Origin of the sequence: Micromonospora sp. NPDC049051 (assembly GCF_043197575.1) — a bacterium.
Classification (GTDB): domain Bacteria; phylum Actinomycetota; class Actinomycetes; order Mycobacteriales; family Micromonosporaceae; genus Micromonospora.
This window is the reverse complement of sequence record NZ_JBICTL010000005.1, coordinates 486,494-504,608: the sequence shown is the minus strand read 5'-3', so window position 1 is coordinate 504,608 and position 18,115 is coordinate 486,494. Positions and strand designations below refer to the sequence as shown.

The 18,115-nt window shown below is 75.1% G+C and carries 11 protein-coding genes; 1 reads left to right on the top strand and 10 read right to left on the bottom strand.

Features of this window, described 5'->3' with window-relative positions; all coding sequences use genetic code 11:
- Positions 1-296 precede the first annotated feature (296 nt).
- From ACGFIR_RS23480 to gltB, 5 genes are all read right to left on the bottom strand, one after another.
- The gene (locus tag ACGFIR_RS23480) at positions 297-1,319 is read right to left on the bottom strand and encodes a hypothetical protein (RefSeq protein ID WP_393147122.1); all 1,023 of its coding nucleotides are present in this window, start codon (positions 1,317-1,319) and stop codon (positions 297-299) included.
- Positions 1,320-1,323: 4 nt separating this feature from the next.
- A complete protein-coding gene (locus ACGFIR_RS23475) occupies positions 1,324-3,876 on the bottom strand; it encodes an FtsK/SpoIIIE domain-containing protein (protein ID WP_393147120.1) in 2,553 nt (850 codons plus the stop codon).
- 184 nt (positions 3,877-4,060) lie between these two features.
- Positions 4,061-4,858 (bottom strand): SGNH/GDSL hydrolase family protein, encoded by a 798-nt coding sequence (locus tag ACGFIR_RS23470; protein WP_393147118.1) that lies wholly within the window; start codon positions 4,856-4,858, stop codon positions 4,061-4,063.
- A 435-nt stretch (positions 4,859-5,293) separates the two neighbouring features.
- A complete protein-coding gene (locus tag ACGFIR_RS23465) occupies positions 5,294-6,802 on the bottom strand; it encodes a glutamate synthase subunit beta (protein ID WP_393002318.1) in 1,509 nt (502 codons plus the stop codon).
- Complete coding sequence (gene gltB, locus ACGFIR_RS23460) at positions 6,795-11,486, bottom strand: glutamate synthase large subunit (RefSeq protein ID WP_393147116.1); 4,692 nt, start codon at positions 11,484-11,486, stop codon at positions 6,795-6,797. The genes ACGFIR_RS23465 and gltB overlap by 8 nt, the downstream gene beginning before the upstream one ends.
- 146 nt (positions 11,487-11,632) lie before the next feature.
- Here gltB and ACGFIR_RS23455 point away from each other — a divergent pair, with 146 nt between their 5' ends.
- On the top strand, positions 11,633-12,478 hold the full coding sequence (locus tag ACGFIR_RS23455; RefSeq protein ID WP_393147114.1) for a GNAT family N-acetyltransferase: 846 nt from the start codon (positions 11,633-11,635) through the stop codon (positions 12,476-12,478).
- 124 nt (positions 12,479-12,602) lie between these two features.
- Here ACGFIR_RS23455 and ACGFIR_RS23450 read toward each other — a convergent pair whose 3' ends face one another.
- The 5 genes from ACGFIR_RS23450 to trpC form a co-directional block, all read right to left on the bottom strand.
- Positions 12,603-13,790 carry an FAD-dependent oxidoreductase gene (locus ACGFIR_RS23450; protein WP_393147112.1) on the bottom strand — a complete coding sequence of 396 codons (1,188 nt, stop codon included), beginning with the start codon at positions 13,788-13,790 and terminating at the stop codon, positions 12,603-12,605.
- Positions 13,791-13,803: 13 nt separating this feature from the next.
- The gene (lgt, locus tag ACGFIR_RS23445) at positions 13,804-14,997 is read right to left on the bottom strand and encodes a prolipoprotein diacylglyceryl transferase (protein ID WP_393147110.1); all 1,194 of its coding nucleotides are present in this window, start codon (positions 14,995-14,997) and stop codon (positions 13,804-13,806) included.
- Between the two features lie 74 nt (positions 14,998-15,071).
- Entirely contained in the window at positions 15,072-15,875 is an 804-nt protein-coding gene (gene trpA / locus ACGFIR_RS23440; protein ID WP_393002308.1) for a tryptophan synthase subunit alpha, read from the bottom strand.
- A 4-nt stretch (positions 15,876-15,879) separates the two neighbouring features.
- Positions 15,880-17,121, bottom strand: coding sequence for a tryptophan synthase subunit beta (trpB, locus tag ACGFIR_RS23435; protein ID WP_393147108.1), 1,242 nt, complete (start codon positions 17,119-17,121; stop codon positions 15,880-15,882).
- 118 nt (positions 17,122-17,239) lie between these two features.
- Entirely contained in the window at positions 17,240-18,043 is an 804-nt protein-coding gene (gene trpC / locus ACGFIR_RS23430; RefSeq protein WP_393002921.1) for an indole-3-glycerol phosphate synthase TrpC, read from the bottom strand.
- Between the last annotated feature and the right edge of the window lie 72 nt (positions 18,044-18,115).

The window sequence follows — 18,115 nt, the reverse complement described above, 5'->3', positions numbered from 1 at the left end:
GAGCGGGGGCCAGCGGGAGGGCCCGGGGCAAGGGGACGACCAGCGAAGATCCAGCAGAAAAACGGGAAAGCCAGGAGAAAAGCGCGGCAAGCTAGCGAGGCGAGAGGAGGCTGGTGTCCAGCCAGGACCTCAAGGACGCCGACGACCGCCTCTTCGCGCATCCGCCGCAAATGGCGACCTGTTGGTCGACGAGCCGTACCCTGCGCGGAGGTGCGCCAACTGGTCAGGAACGCCAGCGTCCGAACCGATCCGTGCACGCCGGTGAGCTGCGCGGCGCGACCCGGCCAGCCTTGCAGTCAGCGCAGGACGCGGAAGAGCAGCAGGAATGCCACGTAGGCGACCGGCACGGCGGCGAAGCAGATCAGGAAGCCGAGGTGCACGTAGCGGGGTGGGGTGCCGGCGACCATGGCCGGCCTCCCCCAGCGACCGAGCACCAGGTAGCCGGCGAAGAAGGAGAGCGCCGGCAGCCCCGCGCAGATCCACGCGCCGAGGGTGAAGCCGTCGACCAGCCCGACGCCGGAGGCGAGCACCATGATCATCATGAGGATCGCGCCCACGGCCGCGCAGCCCGCGTAGACCGCGAGCGCCCGGGCCACCGGCGACCAGGCCGGCAGCAGCGCCGGCCGCTGCGCGAGCAGCTCGGTCTGCTGCCCGTGCCGGTCGGACTCGTCGGCGTAGCGGCGGGCCAACTCCAGCTCGACGGCCGGATCGGCCTCCGCCGGGCGCGGGGCCGGCACCCCACCCGCCGCCGGGCTCGCCGCCGTCGGCAGCGCCAGCCTCGACTCCCCCACCCCACCCTGGGGGTACGCCCCGACATCCGGCCGCCCCGGCGCGCCGGCTGCGCCGGCGTACTCCCGGTCCCCCGATCCGGCACCGGCGAACGTGGCGCTCCCGGGACCACCGTCGCCGGCGGAGGGGGCACCGGCGTGCGACCCGACGCCGTGCGGCGCAGCCACCTGTCGCCCGCTTACGTGCGACCCGGCCCCGTGCGGCCCGGCCCCGTGGGGCGCGCTCGCGGGCGGCGGTGGCGCGGATGGCGGCCCAACTGACGGCGTGGACGGCACGGACGGCGTGGACGGTGCGGGCGACGCGGGCGACGCGGGCGGCGGGCCGGCGGGCACGCTGGACGCCGGGATGCCGATGGCCTGGCCGAGCTGGTCGAGGCGCTGCCCCTGGGCGTCGAGCCGGTGCTGGAGGTAGTCGGCGGCGGCGTGCAGGTTGCGCCGGCGGTCGGCGTCGGCGGCGGCACCGCGCTCGCCGGCCCGCCGCCGCTCGGCGAGTTGCCGGGCCAGCGCCGCGTACTCCTCGAAGGTGGACACCGCCTCAGTCCTCCCCCTCCGGGCCGTGCCCGTCGCGGGCGAACGGCACGATGAGCCGGGTGCGCTGGTCGTGCCGGTCGACCAGGAGCGCCCGGTCGGGCCGGGGCGCGTACGCGAGGTCGTGCACGCCGAGGTGCAGCCCCAGCTCCGCGCCGGGCACGTTCAGCGCGACCAGGCAGGCGACGTCGTCGCGGTTGTGGGCGCCGCCGAGGTCGTCGGCGAGGCGGCGCAACCCGCGCCACCAGCCGAGCAGGTGCACCCCCTGGCCGGGCCCCTGGCGCAGCACGGTGCGCAGGTCGTCGTGACCGGAGCGGAAGGTCTCCGCGTCGGTGGCGGCGAGCACCCCGCTGGCGGCGTCGACGCCGAAGACCACGAGATAGGTACGGCCGGCAGGCGGCTCGGCGGGTGTCGACGACGCGGCGGCGAGGGCGCCGAGGTGCCGGCGCAGCCCGACCGCGTCGAGGCGGTCCACCGGGTGGCCGGCGGCGGCCAGGATCGCGGCGGTGTCGTCGGCGGCGGGCTCGGCTGCGGTGACCAGCGGGGCGAGCAGGAAGCGGGCGCCGCCCGGGGCGTGCTGCCGGGCGAGGCTCAGGGTGGCCGCGCGCAGCACCTCCGCGCCGGTGACCGAGGTGCCGACGACGGCCAGGTGCCGGCCGGGGGACGCGTCCATCATGAACAGCGCGGAGGTGCCCTCGACGTCGACCGTACGCCCCACGAGGGCCAGCGGCCGACGCCCACCGGGACGCAGCCCGGCGAAGGTCGGGTCGTCCTCGACGTGGGCGGCCTCGTAGCCCCGGAAGACCGACGGGGGGCGCGCGCCCGCCGGTCGGGCCTGCCACAGCTCGTGGCGCAGCCCCGCCAGTTCCTTCGCGGCGGCGTGCGCGTCGGGGAAGCGGACGATCGTGTCGGCGCCGACCGCGCCGGCCGCCGTGTTGAGCACGGCCGAGCCGACCGGCAGGGTCTGGGCGGCCTCGTTCAGCGGGTCGAGCACCCCGCCGCCACCGGGCAGCGCCACCCGCAGCGCGAACTGGCCGAAGATCGCCTCGGCCCGGCCGTAGAGCGCCTCGACGCCCGTCATGCTCTGGCTGGCGAGGACCAGGTGCACGCCGTACGAGCGGCCCTTGCGGGCCAGTTCCTCGAGCAGGTCGACGGACTCGCGGGCGAGCGCGTCGTTGCCGGCGAGGAGCACGTGGAACTCGTCGATCACCGCCACGATGCGGGGCACCGGGGTGTCGCGGGGCAGGTCGGCGAGCTTGGTGACGCCGTGCCGTTTGAGGGTGGTGGCCCGCCGCGACAGCTCCCGGCGCAGCTCGCGCAGTACGGCCACGCCGTACTCCCGGTCGGACTCGATGCCGACCGCCCGCGCGTGCGGCAGCCAGGACGGGTCGCGGGGCGTGGGGACGAACTCGGTGAAGCTCACCCCCTCCTTGAAGTCGAGCAGGTAGAGCTGGAGTTCGGCCGGCGAGTAGCGGGCGGCCAGCCCGTAGAGGACGTCGAGCAGGAAGACGGTCTTGCCGGCGCCGGTGCGCCCGCCGACGAGCCAGTGCGGGGTGGCGTCGTCGAAGGCGACGGTGATGCGGTCGCGGCCGGCCCGGCCGACCACGGTGCGCAGCCCGTTGCCGGCCGACTCGGCCCAGCGCCGCTCGGGCAGCAGCTCGACGAAGCCGACCGCGTCGCTGCGCCGGGCGGCGGCGCCGAGGTGCGCGGCGAGGGCCGCCACCGACGCCGCCGGCGGATCGCCGTCGAGCACGACGGGGGCCGCCAGTCCGCTGCCGTCGTGGCTGAACGGGGCCCCGGGCGGGTCGCCGACGTGGGCGTACCGCTCGGTCAACCGGATGGTGGTGGTGGCGCCGAGCTGCGGTGCCGGCTCCGTCGACGCGGCGGTGGGCCGGCCCGCGACCAGCACGCAGACGGCGGCGGCCGGCCCGGCGTGGGTGAGCGCGGCGAGCCGGGCCGCCTCGCGCGGCGGCGGCGCCGACGCGGCGACGACCAGCAGCAGTTCCTGCTCGGGGCGGTCGGCGTGCCGGGCGGCGCGGGCGTGCTGCTCGGCGGCGTCGAGCAGGGCGGTCACCTCGGCCTCGCCGGTGGCCGGCGGGTCGAGCACGCCGGCGTCGACGAGCGGGCGCAGCGGCCCGAAGGTGGCGCCGAGCGCGGCGGTGTCGATCCCGGCGACCCGGACGCCGCCGGTCGGGGCGGTGGCGAGCAGCCGCAGCACGAGCGCCCGCAGCAGGCCGGCCACCCGGGGGTCGCGGGCGTCCGCGTCGACGGCGAGGTGGTGACCACCACCCAGCGGTACGAGGACGGGGAAGGAACCGTCGGGAGTGGACGCCTCGCCGACGCGCACGGGTACGGGCGCGGCGGTCACGGGGGTGGCCCCGGGGGTCGGGGTGCCGAGCGCGCCGCCGAGTGCCGCGAGCCGCGTGACCAGCTCGGCTGCGCCGGCCGGGGTGGCCTGGGGCACCTGCCCGGCGAGCGCCCGGCGGGCGGTGTCGAGGTGTGCCCGGGCCGCCCGGTGCGCCGCGACCGCCTGCCCGTACGCCGACGCGAGCCTGCCCACTTTCCGCTCCCGTCGCCGTCTCCCCGCCTGGTCCCCAAGGACCCTAACGGACACCGTCGACACCCGGACAGTGGCGAGCCGGGCGCGTCGGGCGAACCGCTCTGCCTCACCGGCGCGGGTGCGAGGACGGGCACCTTCCTGTCCAGAAACGACAAGGAAGGTGCCCGTCCTTGTGGGCGGTGCGTCAGCCGGTGACGGCGGTCAGCGCCGGCAGGTAGCCGTGGCGGTAGCCGTCGACGTCGGGGTGGTACGCCTCGATGACGCCGCTGATGTCGTTGATCCACGGGTCGGCAGCGCAGACCCCGTGCCCGGCGAAGTACGGCCGGGTGTCGACGAACGTGGCCCCGGCCGCGCCGGCCCGGCCGGAGATGACGGTGGCGAGCACGTCGGCGGCCTCGTTGAGGATGGTCCGCTTGTAGGTGCTCATCGCCAGCAGCCCGCAGGAGCCGGTCTCGAACAGGCGCGGGTAGCCGAGCACGATCAGCCGCGCGTTCGGGGCCCGGTTCCGGATGGCCGAGTACGTGGCGTCGAGCCGGCCCGGCAGCGTCGCGGTGGCGAACGCCTTGGCCTCGTTGACGGCGTTGGTGCAGTTGGAGGTGCTGCCGAAGCGGCAGCTGGTGATCACGTCGACGAAGCCGGCGTCGTTGCCGCCGATGGTGATGGTGACCAGGGTGGTGCTGGTGCTCAGCGAGCTGACCTGGTTGTTGATCACGTCGGAGGTGACGGCCCCACCGCAGGCGGCGAACTGGAAGCTGCTGACCGCGTTGGCGGCGGCCCACAGCGGTGCGTACGACTTCTGGCTGCGCAGGCAGCTGGAGAGGTCGTACGGGCCGGCGCCGACGCCGGAGGAGTAGGAGTCGCCGAGGGCCACGTAGTTGACGGCGGCGGCCTGGGCGGTGCCGGGGGTGAGCACCGCGCCGAGGGCGGCGGTGCACAGGGCGACCAACGCGGCGAGGGCGCGGGCCAGCGGGCGGTGGGGCATGCGGGACCTCCACGGGACAGGGGCGGTGGAGCCGGTGACCGCGCGCGTGGCCAGGGCGGAGTGCTTGTTACCAGGCGGTAAATGGTATCGAAATATCTCGATTCATGGAAGCACAGCGCCGGTACGGCCACGGCCTCGCGGCGGCACGGGGGTACCGCCCCGGCATGCCGGAGTGTCGTCCACATGAGGCCCAGCAGAAGCAGGGAGAGTCGCGCCGGCGTGGGGGGGGGGGGGGGCGCGGGCCCCCCCCCCCCCCCGGGGGGGGGGCCCCCCCCCGGGCCGGGGGGGGGGGGGGCCCCCCGCCCCCCCCCCCCCGGGGGGGGGGGGGGCGGGGGGGGGGGGGGGGCCCCCCGCGCCCCCCCCCCCCACGTCAGGTGCCGGCCCCCGGCGGGCCCGTCGGGGAAAGGCCCGAGGGAGGTAGGCCGGAGTCGTCGGTCAGCGCGCGGCCAGCGGTTGCCGGGCCGGGTCGACCGGGGCCGGCAGGGCACCCGTCCCGCCCAGGTGGGCGTGGATGGCGGCGGCCGCGGCCCGCCCCTCGGCGATCGCCCAGACGATCAGCGAGGCGCCCCGGTGCATGTCGCCGGCCACGAAGACGCCGTCGGCGTCGGTCTGCCAGTCCGGCCGGGCGTCGATCGCGCCGCGCGCGTTGCGGCGCACCCCGAACTGGTCGAGCAGCGGCTGCTCCTCGGTGCCCTCGAAGCCGATCGCCAGCAGCACCAGGTCGGCCGGTAGCTCCCGCTCCGAGCCGGGCAGCGGGGTCACGATGCGTCGCCCGTCGCGCTTCTCCACGGTCACCTCGGCGATCCGCACCGCCCGCACCTGGCCGGTGCCGTCGTCGACGAACTCCTGCACCGCGACGGCGAAGACCCGCTCGCCGCCCTCCTCGTGCGCCGGGTAGCTGCGCAGCAGCCAGGGCCACGTGGGCCACGGGTCCCGGGCCTCGTCCCGCGCCTGCGGCGGCTGCGGGTAGAGGTCCAGCTGGTGTACGCCGGCCGCGCCCTGGCGGTGCGCCACGCCCAGGCAGTCCGCCGCCGTGTCGCCGCCACCGATGATCACGACGTGCTTCCCGGCCGCGTCGATCGGCTTGCCGTCGGGCAGCACCGCCGTGTCGGGTCGGCCGCCCGCCGCCGCGGCAACCACCCGGTTGGCCGCGACGAGATGGTCCATCGCCTGGTGTACGCCACGCAGCCCGCGACCCGGGGTCTCCGGGGTGTCCCGGCCCTGCAACGCGCCGCAGGCGAGCAGCACGGCGTCGTGCTCGGCGCGCAACTGCTCGGCGGTGACGTCGACACCGACGTTCACCCCGGTGCGGAAGCGCACGCCCTCGGCGGTGAGCTGGGCCAGTCGCCGGTCGACGTGGACCTTCTCCAGCTTGAAGTCCGGGATGCCGTACCGCAGCAGGCCGCCGATCGCGTCGTCGCGCTCGTACACCGTCACGGCGTGACCGGCGCGGGCGAGCTGCTGGGCGGCGGCGAGACCGGCGGGCCCGGAGCCGACCACGGCCACCGACCGGCCGGTCGGCGTCGCCGCCGGACGTGGCGACAGGCCGCCCCGCGCGACAGCCGCGTCGGCGATCTCCACCTCGACCTGCTTGATGGTGACCGGCGCGCCCCCGCCGATGCCGAGCACGCAGGCCGCCTCGCAGGGCGCCGGGCAGAGCCGGCCGGTGAACTCGGGGAAGTTGTTGGTGGCGTGCAGCGAGTCCACCGCGGCGTCCCAGTTGCCGGTACGGACCAGGTCGTTCCAGTCCGGGATGCGGTTGCCCAGCGGGCAGCCGTCGTGGCAGAACGGGATGCCGCAGTCCATGCAGCGGGTCGCCTGCTCGCGGATGAGCTCCTCGCCGGCCGGCGGGTACACCTCGCGCCAGTCGCTGATCCGCACCGGCACCGGGCGGCGCGCGGGCAGCCGCCGGTCGTAGCGCAGGAAACCGTTCGGGTCAGGCACGAGCCACCTCCTGGACCGTCACCCGCTGGGCGGGCACGGTCGACACGGACTTCGCGGCGGGCGCGAGTGCGCTCATCACCGCGTCGTCGACGTCGCGGCCGGCGGCTTCGGCGGCCCGCATGATCTCCAGCACCCGGCGGTAGTCGCGGGGCACCACGGCGGTGAACTCCGCCACCGCCTCCGGCCAGCGCTTGAGCAGCCCCTCGGCGACCGCCGAGTCGGTCTCGGCGAAATGTCGCTGCACCAGCTCGTGCAGCACCGCCTGTTCCTCCTCGGACAGCGGCGCCAGGTCGACCAGCTCCGTGTTCACCCGGCGGCGGTCCAGCTGGTGCACGAACGCCGTGCCGCCGGACATGCCGGCGGCGAAGTTGCGTCCCGTCGGGCCCAGCACCACCACGGTCCCGCCGGTCATGTACTCGCAGCCGTGGTCGCCGACACCCTCGACGACGGCCACCGCGCCGGAGTTGCGCACCGCGAACCGCTCCCCCACCCGGCCGCGCAGGAACAGCTCGCCCGCCGTGGCCCCGTACAGGATGGTGTTGCCGGCGATGGTCTGGTCCTCGGCCCGCTGCCCCGGCGCGGCGTCGCCGTCGACGAACGGGGCCGCGGCGTCGGGCCGTACGACGAGCCGGCCGCCGGAGAGGCCCTTGCCCACGTAGTCGTTGGCGTCGCCGTGCAGCCGCAGGGTGACCCCGCGCGGAAGGAACGCGCCGAAGGACTGCCCGGCGGTGCCGCGCAGCGTGAACTCGATCGTGTCGGCGGGCAGGCCGGCCCCACCGAAGCGCCGGGTCACCTCGCCGCCGAGCATCGCGCCGACGCTGCGGTCGCCGTTGCGCACCGCCACCTCCACCCGCACCGGCGTACGGTCGCGCAGCGCCGGCCCGGCCAGGGCGATCAGCTCGTTGTCCAGCGCCAGCTCCAGCCCGTGGTCCTGGGCGCGTACGCCCCGGCGCGCGGCCCCGGCCGGCAGCTCCGGCAGGTGCAGCACGGGGGTCAGATCGAGCCCGCCGGCCTTCCAGTGCGCGATCGCCGGAGCGACGTCGAGCAGCTCGGTCTGCCCGATGGCCTCCTCGATCGACCGCAGGCCCAGCTCGGCCAGGTAGCCGCGGACCTCCTCGGCGAGGAACAGGAAGAAGTTCTCCACGAACTCGGGCCGGCCGGTGAAGCGTTCCCGCAGCACCGGGTTCTGGGTGGCGATGCCGACCGGGCAGGTGTCGAGGTGGCAGACGCGCATCATCACGCAGCCCTCGACGATCAGCGGCGCGGTGGCGAAGCCGAACTCCTCGGCGCCGAGCAGCGCCGCGACCAGTACGTCCCGGCCGGTCTTGAGCTGCCCGTCGACCTGCACGGTGACCCGGTCGCGCAGCTTGTTGAGCAGCAGCGTCTGCTGCGCCTCGGCCAGCCCCAGCTCCCACGGGGTGCCGGCGTGCTTGAGCGAGTTCAGCGGGGAGGCGCCGGTGCCACCGTCGTGGCCGGAGATGAGGATGACGTCGGCCTTGAGCTTGGCCACGCCCGCCGCCACCGTGCCGACGCCGACCTCGCTGACCAGCTTGACGTGCACCCGCGCGGCCGGGTTGACGCACTTCAGGTCGTGCACGAGCTGCGCGAGGTCCTCGATGGAGTAGATGTCGTGGTGCGGCGGCGGGGAGATCAGGCCGACGCCCGGCGTGGCGTGCCGGGTACGGGCGATCCACGGCCAGACCTTGTTGCCGGGCAGCTGCCCGCCCTCGCCGGGCTTGGCGCCCTGCGCCATCTTGATCTGGAGGTCGTCGGCGTTGACGAGGTATTCGCTGGTCACGCCGAACCGGCCGCTGGCGATCTGCTTCACGGCGGAGCGGCGGGCCGGGTCGTGCAGCCGCTCGACGTCCTCGCCGCCCTCGCCGGTGTTGGACTTGCCGCCGAGCCGGTTCATGGCGATCGCCAGGGTCTCGTGCGCCTCCGCCGAGATCGACCCGTACGACATGGCGCCGGTGGCGAACCGCTTGACGATCTCCGTGGCCGGCTCGACCTCGTCGAGGGGCACCGGCGGTCGCACGCCCGTACGCAGGGTGAACAGCCCGCGCAGCGAGCCGGCCTGCGCGGCCAGCTCGTCGACCTTGGCGGTGTACCGGCGGAAGACGTCGTACTGGCGGCTGCGGGTGGCGTGCTGGAGCAGGAAGACCGTCTCCGGGTTGAACAGGTGCAGCTCGCCCTCGCGGCGCCACTGGTACTCGCCGCCCACCTCCAGCCGGTCGGACGCGGCGGCGCCCGGCGCCGGCCAGGCCAGCGCATGCCGGGCGGCGACCTCGGCGTGGATGCCGTCCAGCCCGACCCCGCCGATCTTGCTCGGGGTGCCCCGGAAGTAGCGCTCGACCAGCCGGGAGTCCAGCCCGACGGCCTCGAAGACCTGCGCCCCGCAGTACGACGACACCGTCGAGATGCCCATCTTGGACATGATCTTCAGGACGCCCTTGCCGAGGCCCTTGACGTAGTTGCGGACCGCCTTGGCCGGTTCGACTCCGCTCAGCGCCCCCGTGGAGATCATGTCCTCCACCGACTCGAAGGCCAGGTAGGGGTTCACGGCCGCCGCGCCGTAGCCGATCAGCACCGCCGCGTGGTGCACCTCGCGGCAGTCGCCGGACTCGACGACCAGCGCCACCTGCGTGCGGGTCTGCTCGCGCACCAGGTGCTGGTGCACGGCGGCGGTGAGCAGCAGCGACGGGATGGGGGCGAGGTCGGCGTTGGAGTCGCGGTCCGACAGCACCAGGATGCGTACGCCGTCCTCGATGGCCTCGGAGACGTGCCGGCAGATCTCGGTCAGCCGGGCCTTGATCCCGGCGCCGCCCTCCCGCACGCGGTAGAGCCCGGAGACCCGGACGGCCTTGAAGCCGGGCAGGTCGCCGTCCTCGTCGATGGAGAGGATCTTCGCCAGCTCGTCGTTGTCGATCAGCGGGTACGGCAGCACGATCTGCCGACAGCTCGCCGGGCCCGGGTCGAGCAGGTTGCCCTCCGGCCCGATGGTCGACGCCAGGCTGGTCACCAGCTCCTCGCGGATGGCGTCCAGCGGCGGGTTCGTGACCTGCGCGAAGAGCTGGTGGAAGTAGTCGTAGAGCAGCCGTGGCCGGGTGGAGAGCGGGGCGATCGGGGTGTCGGTGCCCATCGAGCCGAGCGGCTCGACGCCCGTGCGCGCCATCGGCGCGAGCAGGATCTTCAGCTCCTCCTCCGTGTAGCCGAAGGTCTGCTGGCGGCGGCGTACCGAGTCGTGGGTGTAGACGGTGTGCTCGCGCGGGGGCAGGTCGGTCAGCTCGATCAGGCCGGCGTGCAGCCAGTCGGCGTACGGCTGCTCGGCCGCCAGCTCCGCCTTGATCTCGTCGTCGTGCACGATCCGGCCGGCGACGGTGTCGACCAGGAACATCTTCCCCGGCTGGAGGCGGCCCTTGGCGACGACCCGGGCCGGGTCGAGGTCGAGCACGCCCGCCTCGCTGCCCAGCACCACGAGCCCGTCGTCCGTACGCCACCACCGCCCCGGGCGCAGCCCGTTGCGGTCCAGCACGGCGCCGACGACCTCGCCGTCGGTGAAGGCGACCGACGCCGGCCCGTCCCACGGCTCCATCAGGCTCGCGTGGAAGCGGTAGAAGGCGCGCTTGTCGGCGGCCATGTCCGGGTCGTTCTCCCACGCCTCGGGAATCATCATCAGCACGGCGTGGGGCAGGCTCCGCCCGGCCAGGTGCAGCAGTTCGAGGACCTCGTCGAAGTTCGCCGAGTCGGAGGCGGCGGGGGTGCAGACCGGGAAGACCCGGCGGATGTTGCCCGGCAGGTTCGGGGTACGCAGCAGCGCCTCGCGGGCCTGCATCCAGTTCCGGTTGCCCCGGATCGTGTTGATCTCGCCGTTGTGCGCGATGAGCCGGTACGGGTGCGCCAGCGGCCAGGACGGGAACGTGTTGGTGGAGAACCGGGAGTGCACCAGCGCGATCGCGCTCCGCACCCGCTCGTCGGTCAAATCCGGATAGAACGCCGGGAGCTGGTCGGGGGTGAGCATGCCCTTGAACACCATGGTCCGCGCCGACAGCGACGGGAAGTACGCCGGCACGCCCCGCTCGGCGCTCTCCCGCTCGGCCTGCTTGCGTACGCAGAACGCGACCCGTTCCAGCTCGACGCCGCCCAGCCGCGACCCGGCCGGCCCGGCCGGCGTACCGGTGAGCCGGTGCGCGGTGAGGAAGAGCTGCCGGACCCGGGGCATCGCCGCCAGGGCGGTCTCGCCGAGGCCGTCCGCGTCGACCGGCACGTCCCGCCAGCCGAGCACGTCGGCCCCCTCGACCAGCGCGTACTTCTCCACGACGCGGCGGGCGCGGGCCTCAGCATCGTCGTCGTCGGGCAGGAAGACCAGGCCGGTGGCGTACTCGCCGGCGGGCGGCAGCGGGAAGTCCACCACCGCGCGCAGGAACGCGTCCGGGATCTGGATCATGATGCCGGCGCCGTCGCCGGTGTTCGGTTCCGCGCCCCGGGCTCCCCGGTGGTCCAGCCGGCAGAGCGCGTCGAGGCCGTTGGCCACGACCGCGTGCGAGCGCCGCCCGTACAGGTCCGCCACGAAGGCCACGCCGCAGGCGTCGTGCTCCTGCGCGGGATCGTAGAGCCCGGCCGCGGGCGCACCCGGGCCGAGGTGCGGGGGCTGCTCCGGGCTGCTGTGAGGGTACGGAAAGGCCACCGGGCCTCCTGTCGTCACTCAGGGTGGATCTCGATCGGGACGACGTCGGCCCTCAAGGGTCTATTGAGTCTACGTTAGGGTCCCGAGCGCAAGGCCAGTGCAGATTGATCACACCTTCCAAACTCTGGGACGTGTAGTCTCGCTCGGTGGATCTTCTGCGCACGGACCTGTTCGGCCGGTTGGAACGGTTCTACGACGCGGCGCCCCGGGATGCGGCCCGGACGGAGCAGCACGGCGCCCTCGTACTGTTCGTCCGGGAGGGCGCCGGATGGCCGTTCTACGCCCGACCCCGGCTCGACGCCACCGAGACGCCGTCGCTGGCCGACGTCGCGGCGGTACGGCAGCGCCAGCGCGAGCTCGGCCTGCCCGAGGCCTTCGAGTGGGTGCACGAGATGAGCCCCGACCTGCTGCCCGTGGCCCGCTCGGCGGGGCTGTCGGTGCTGGAGGCGCCGCTGATGGTGCTCGACCCGGCCGCCCTGCCCGACCCGGGCACCCTCACGGACGTACCGGTGCGGATGCTCGACGCGACGGAGCCCGGCTTCGCGGCCGACGTGGCGGCGCGGCGCGCGGTCGCCGCCGTCGGGTTCGCCGCGGCTGGCACCGACCGCGGCGAGGCCGGGCCCGCCCAGCGGGACGCCGCGATGGCCGAGCTGGACGAGGCGGCGCTGGACGAGGAGCGCGCCTGCGTCGCCGACGGCCGGCGGCTGTCGGCGCTGGCGGGGACGCCCACCGAGGGCGCGCTGGCCAGCGGGATCGCGATGCGGGTCGGCGACGTCGCCGAGATCGCCGGCGTGGCCACCCTGCCGTCCGCCCGCCGCCGTGGCCTGGGCGCGGCGGTCACCGCCACGCTGGCCCGCGAGCTGCTGGCCGCCGGCACCAGCCTGGTCTTCCTCTCGGCGGGCAGCGAGGACATCGCCCGGGTCTACGTCCGCGTCGGCTTCCGCCGCGTCGGCACCGCCTGCATCGCCGAACCCACCCCGGTAACCCCCTGACCCAGCCCCCAGCCCGGTCGATCATGCAGTTCTGGTGCCCGCTTTATCCTCTGCGCACCCTTTGTCCACCACCACAACTGCATGATCGACGACGGCGGGAACGGGCGGGGCACGCGGGGACGGGTCAGGTTGGGGGGCGCCACTGGGCGGCCGTGTTGGCGGCCGTGGAGAGCAGGCGCGGGTTCAGGGTGCCGAGGGCGGCGTCGCGGGCGCGCAGGGCCAGCGGACCCCGGGCCTTCAGCACCGCCGACATCCGGCGGGCCTGCCGGACCACCGTCGCCGCCCGGGGCCGGCGCGCCCGGTCGTACGCCACCACCGCGTCGGGCAGCCGGGACTCGCGCAGCAGCGAGGCGAGGGTGGCGGCGTCCTCGAAGGCGAGGCAGGCACCCTGGCCGAGGTGCGGCGGCATGGCGTGCGCGGCGTCGCCGAGCAGCACCACCCCACCCGGGCCGGCCGGGAAGCCGTACGACCTGGGCAGCGGACGCAGCTCGCGGATCTCCTGCTGCACCAGGTCCGTCGGGTCCGTGGCGTCGAGCAGGTCGGCGATCGGCGCGGGCCAGCCCGCGTACCAGCGGCGCAGCAGGGCGAGCTGGGTCTCCGGCGGCTCGGGGCGGGGCGCGCCGACGGCGGTCGCCACCCAGTAGATGCCGCCCCGGCTGGAGGCGCCGGAGGAGCCACGCTCGCCGAGCGAGGCGGACACGAAGCGGTAGCCGGCGCCGAGCACCTCGCCGCCGACGGGCTGGTCGGCGGGCAGCTTCGGGGCCCGGTACCAGGGGATCACCGCCCGCCAGGCGGCACAGCCCGAGCTGACCACCCCGGACCCCGGGGCGAGTTGCCGGCGCAGCTCGCTGTCGGTGCCGTCGGCGGCGACGACCAGGTCAGCCTCGAAGGTGTGCCGGCCGTCGCCGACCGAGGGCCGCTCACCGGAGGCGGCGCGGACCGTGCGCACCCTCACCCCCGTACGCAGCTCGACCTCGTCGCCCAGGCCGGCGATCAGCGTGTCGTGCAGGTCCTCCCGGTGCACCACCACCGGCATCCGGTCGGCCGGGGTGGGGCGGGGCTGCACCAGCCAGTGCCCGTCGGGGCGGCGCACCCCGCCGTCGGGCAGCGGTGTGGCGATCGCCTCCAGGCCGGCGCCGAGGCCGAGGGCGCGCAGCGCGCGTACGCCGTTGGGCCAGAGCACCACGGCGGTCGGCTCGGGACGCACCCGGTCGGCCCGCTCCAGCAGGGTCACCCGCCAGCCGGAGCGGGCCAGCGCGCCGGCGACCGCGAGGCCGCCGATCCCGGCGCCGACCACGACCGCGCTACGCATGGGGTGCTCCTCCTCAGCTGTCGCGGTCGGCGGGCCGGGCGCCCGTGGCCCCGGCCCGGTCCTCCGAGGTCTGCCCGGCGGACGCGGCGCCGTCCCGGGCCGCCCCGGATCCGGCCTCGTCGCCGTCCGCTCCGGGGGTGGCCTCTTCCCCGCTCGCGCCGGAGGCGGTCTCGTCGCCGCCCGGTTCGGCCGGCGTCTCGCCGGTCTCCCGCCAGTGCCGGTACTGCTCCTCGCTCACCACCCGGTAGCCCTCCGGGGCCGCCGGCTGGGCGCCGGCCTCCCGCGCGGACAGGTCGACCTGGGAGACGTCGGATTCGACCGCCGGCTCCGGCGTCGCGGCGGCGCCGATCGGGATGACGTACTCCCGGGGGCCGCGCACCCGCACGAAGTAGATCAGGGCGCCGAGGAAGACCAGGCCGGCGGTCCAGACGTTCAGGCGTACGCCGAGGATGGTGTTCGCCTCGTCGGTGCGCATCAGCTCGATCCAGAACCGGCCGGCCGTGTAGCCCATCACGTAGAGCGCGAACGCCCGCCCCCGGCCGAGGCGCAGCTTGCGGTCGAGGACGAGGACGAGCGCGGCCACGCCGAGGTTCCACAGCAGCTCGTAGGCGAACGTCGGGTGGTAGAGGCCCGGTTCGAGGATCGGCTGACCGGCGTCGTCGCGCAGGGCGTGGCCCGGATTGTCCGGGTCCATCCGGTGGATCTCCAGCCCCCAGGGCAGGCTGGTCCGGCCGCCGTAGAGCTCGTTGTTGAACCAGTTGCCGAGCCGGCCGATCGCCTGCGCCAGCGGCAGGCCGGGGGCCAGCGCGTCGGCGACCACCGCGAACGGGATGCCGAGCTGCCGGGCCGCGAGCCACGCGCCGACGGCCCCGCCGGCCACCGCGCCCCAGATGCCGAGACCGCCCTCCCAGATGGCGAACGCCTTCATCGGGTCGCCGCCGGTGCCGAAGTATTTCTCCGGCGAGGTGATCACGTGGTAGATGCGGGCGCCGACGATGCCGGCCGGAACCGCCCAGACCGCGATGTCGAGGACCGCTCCGGGGGCGACGCCGCGCTGGCGCAGCCGCCGCTCGGTGACCCAGCAGGCCACCACGATGCCGAGGATGATGCACAGCGCGTACGCCCGGATCGGCACCGGTCCGAGCTGCCAGACGGCGGTGCTGGGGCTGGGCAGGGCCGCCTGGGGGGTCAGCGAGGCGTAGGTCACGGGTGCACACGCTACCGCCGAAGACCCCTTCGGTGGCACCCGGTCCGCCGTCCACCGCTTTCGGCGGCCTCCGGTCAGCCGGTCGGGGTGCGGACGCCCTCGGCGAGTTCCGTGCTCAGCGCGCGCAGGGCGGCCAGCCCGGACGCCTCGTCCGGCGCGTCGAGCACACAGCGGACCAGGGCGCTGCCGACGATGACGCCGTCGGCGTACCCGGCCACGGTGGCGGCCTGCGCGCCCGTGCCGACGCCCAGCCCGACGCCGACCGGCAGGTCGGTGACCTCCCGTACCCGGGACACCAGGACGGGCGCCGCCTCGGACGTCTGCGCGCGGGCGCCGGTGACGCCCATGATCGCGGTGGCGTAGACGAAGCCCCGGCAGTGTCCGGCGGTCATCGCCAGCCGCGCGTCGGTCGAGGACGGCGACACCAGGAAGGTACGGTCCAGCCCGTACGCGTCCGAGGCGGCGAGCCACTCGCCCGCCTCCTCGGGGATCAGGTCCGGCGTGATCAGGCCGGTGCCCCCGGCCGAGGCCAGGTCGCGGGCGAAGGCGTCGACGCCGTAGCGCTCCACCGGGTTCCAGTAGGTCATGGTGACCACGGCCGCCCCGGTGGCCGCGACCGCCTCGATGACGCGCAGCGCGTCGCGCGTGCGTACGCCGCCGGCGAGGGCGATGTCGCTGGCCTTCTGGATCACCGGGCCGTCCATCACCGGATCGGAGTACGGGATCTCCACCTCGATGACGTCGACGCCGGCGGAGACCATCGCCTTCATGGCGGCGATGCTGCCCTCGACGGTCGGGAAGCCGGCCGGCATGCAGCCGACCAGCACGGCCCGCCCGTCGGCGCGGGCCTTGTCGAAGGCCACCCCGATCCGGCTCACGTTCTCACTGCTCCTTGTCGAGGATGCCGAAGTAGTCGCCGGCGGTGTGCACGTCCTTGTCGCCCCGGCCGGAGAGGTTGACCACGATCGTCGGCTCCCGGCCCAGCTCGGCGGCGAGCTTCGGGGCGACCGCGAGGGTGCCGGCGAGCGCGTGCGCGCTCTCGATCGCGGGGATGACGCCCTCGGTGCGGCAGAGCAGCTCGAACGCGGCCATCGCCTCGTCGTCGGTGACCGGCAGGTAGGTCGCGCGGCCGCTGTCGTGCAGCCAGGCGTGCTCCGGCCCGACACCCGGGTAGTCGAGCCCGGCGGAGATCGAGTGCGACTCGCAGGTCTGCCCGTCGTCGTCCTGGAGCACGTACGTCCGGGTGCCGTGCAACACCCCGGCGGAGCCGCCGGTGATGCTGGCGGCGTGCCGGCCCGTCGCGACGCCGTCGCCGCCGGCCTCGAAGCCGTAGAGCCGCACGTCGGGGTCGCCGACGAAGGCGTGGAAGATGCCCAGCGCGTTGGAGCCGCCGCCGACGCAGGCGGTGACGGCGTCCGGCAGCGCGCCGGTCAGGTCGAGGCACTGCTGGCGGGCCTCGTCGCCGATGCCCCGGACGAAGTCGCGCACCAGCGCCGGGAAGGGGTGCGGCCCGGCGGCGGTGCCGATCAGGTAGTGGGTCTCGTCGACGTTGGCGACCCAGTCGCGCATCGCCTCGTTCATCGCGTCCTTGAGGGTGCGCGAGCCGGTGGCGACGGGGACGACGGTGGCGCCGAGCATCCGCATCCGGGCCACGTTGAGCGCCTGCCGCTCGGTGTCGACCTGGCCCATGTAGACCACGCACTCCAGATCGAACAGGGCGGCGGCGGTGGCGGTGGCGACGCCGTGCTGGCCGGCGCCGGTCTCCGCGATCACCCGGCGCTTGCCCATCCGCCGGGTCAGCAGGGCCTGGCCGAGCACGTTGCGCACCTTGTGCGCCCCGGTGTGGTTGAGGTCCTCCCGCTTGAGCAGCACCCGCGCCCCCGCCCTGGCGGAGAACCGGCGGGCCTCGTAGAGCAGCGAGGGGGTGCCGGCGTAGTCACGCAGCAGAGCGGCGAACTCGGCCCGGAACGACTCGTCGGCCATCGCCGTGCGGTGCGCGGCCTCCAGCTCGTCCAGCGCCGCGACCAGCGCCTCCGGCACGAACCGGCCGCCGAAGCGGCCGAAGTGACCGGCGGAGTCGGGCAGCGAACCGGCCTGGGCGCCCAACTCGCTGCGCTCGCTCATGCCGGCACTCCGCTGCGCTCCGTGCCGCCACGAGGCACCACCGCGCTGAACCTGACGATTCGCTCGCTGCGCTCGCTCATGGGGATCGTCCTCTCGGTGCTGAGGAACCGGCGCGGGGTCAGCGCACCGGGCGGGGCGTGGCCGGGTGGTTGCCGGCGTTGACCAGCTCGGCCACCGCCTCGCGGGGACTCTTCTGGGTGACCAGGCCCTCGCCGACCAGGACCGCGTCGGCGCCCGCCGAGGCGTAGCGGATGAGGTCGTGCGGGCCACGCACCCCCGACTCGGCGATCTTGACGACGCTGCTGGGCAGGCCGGGCGCGATCCGCTCGAACACCGAGCGGTCGACCTCCAGGGTACGCAGGTTGCGGGCGTTGACCCCGATCACCTGGGCACCGGCCTCCAGGGCGCGGTCGGCCTCCTCCTCGTCGTGGACCTCGACCAGCGCGGTCATGCCCAGCGACTCGATGCGCTCCAGCAGGCCGACGAGGGCGTTCTGCTCCAGGGCGGCGACGATCAGCAGCACCAGGTCGGCGCCGTGCGCGCGGGCCTCGTGCACCTGGTAGCTGGAGACCACGAAGTCCTTGCGCAGCACCGGGATGCCGACGGCGGCACGTACGGCGGCCAGGTCGTCGAGCGAGCCCCCGAACCAGCGGCCCTCGGTGAGCACGCTGATCGCCCGCGCACCGCCGGCGGCGTACTCGCCGGCCAGCTCGGCCGGGTCGGCGATCTCGGCCAGCCGCCCCTTCGACGGCGACGAGCGCTTCACCTCGGCGATCACCGCGACGCCCGACTTGCGCAGGGCCGCGTACGCGTCCAGCGGCGGCGGCGCGGCGGCGGCCAGCTCGCGGATCCGCTCCAGCGGAACCTGCTCCTGCCGCCGGGCGACGTCCTCACGCACGCCGGCCAGGATCTCGTCGAGCACGCCTACGGACGCTGCCGGACCGGCCTCGTCGCCCTCCGCGTGCGCATGCTCAGCAGTCACCAACGGACTCCC

Coding starts and splice junctions, on each gene's coding strand:
- ACGFIR_RS23470 (WP_393147118.1), bottom strand. CDS start 4,858: ATGCCCCACCGCCCGCTGGCCCGCGCCCTCGCCGCGTTGGTCGCCCTG.
- ACGFIR_RS23450 (WP_393147112.1), bottom strand. CDS start 13,790: ATGCGTAGCGCGGTCGTGGTCGGCGCCGGGATCGGCGGCCTCGCGGTC.
- trpB (WP_393147108.1), bottom strand. CDS start 17,121: ATGAGCGAGCGCAGCGAGTTGGGCGCCCAGGCCGGTTCGCTGCCCGAC.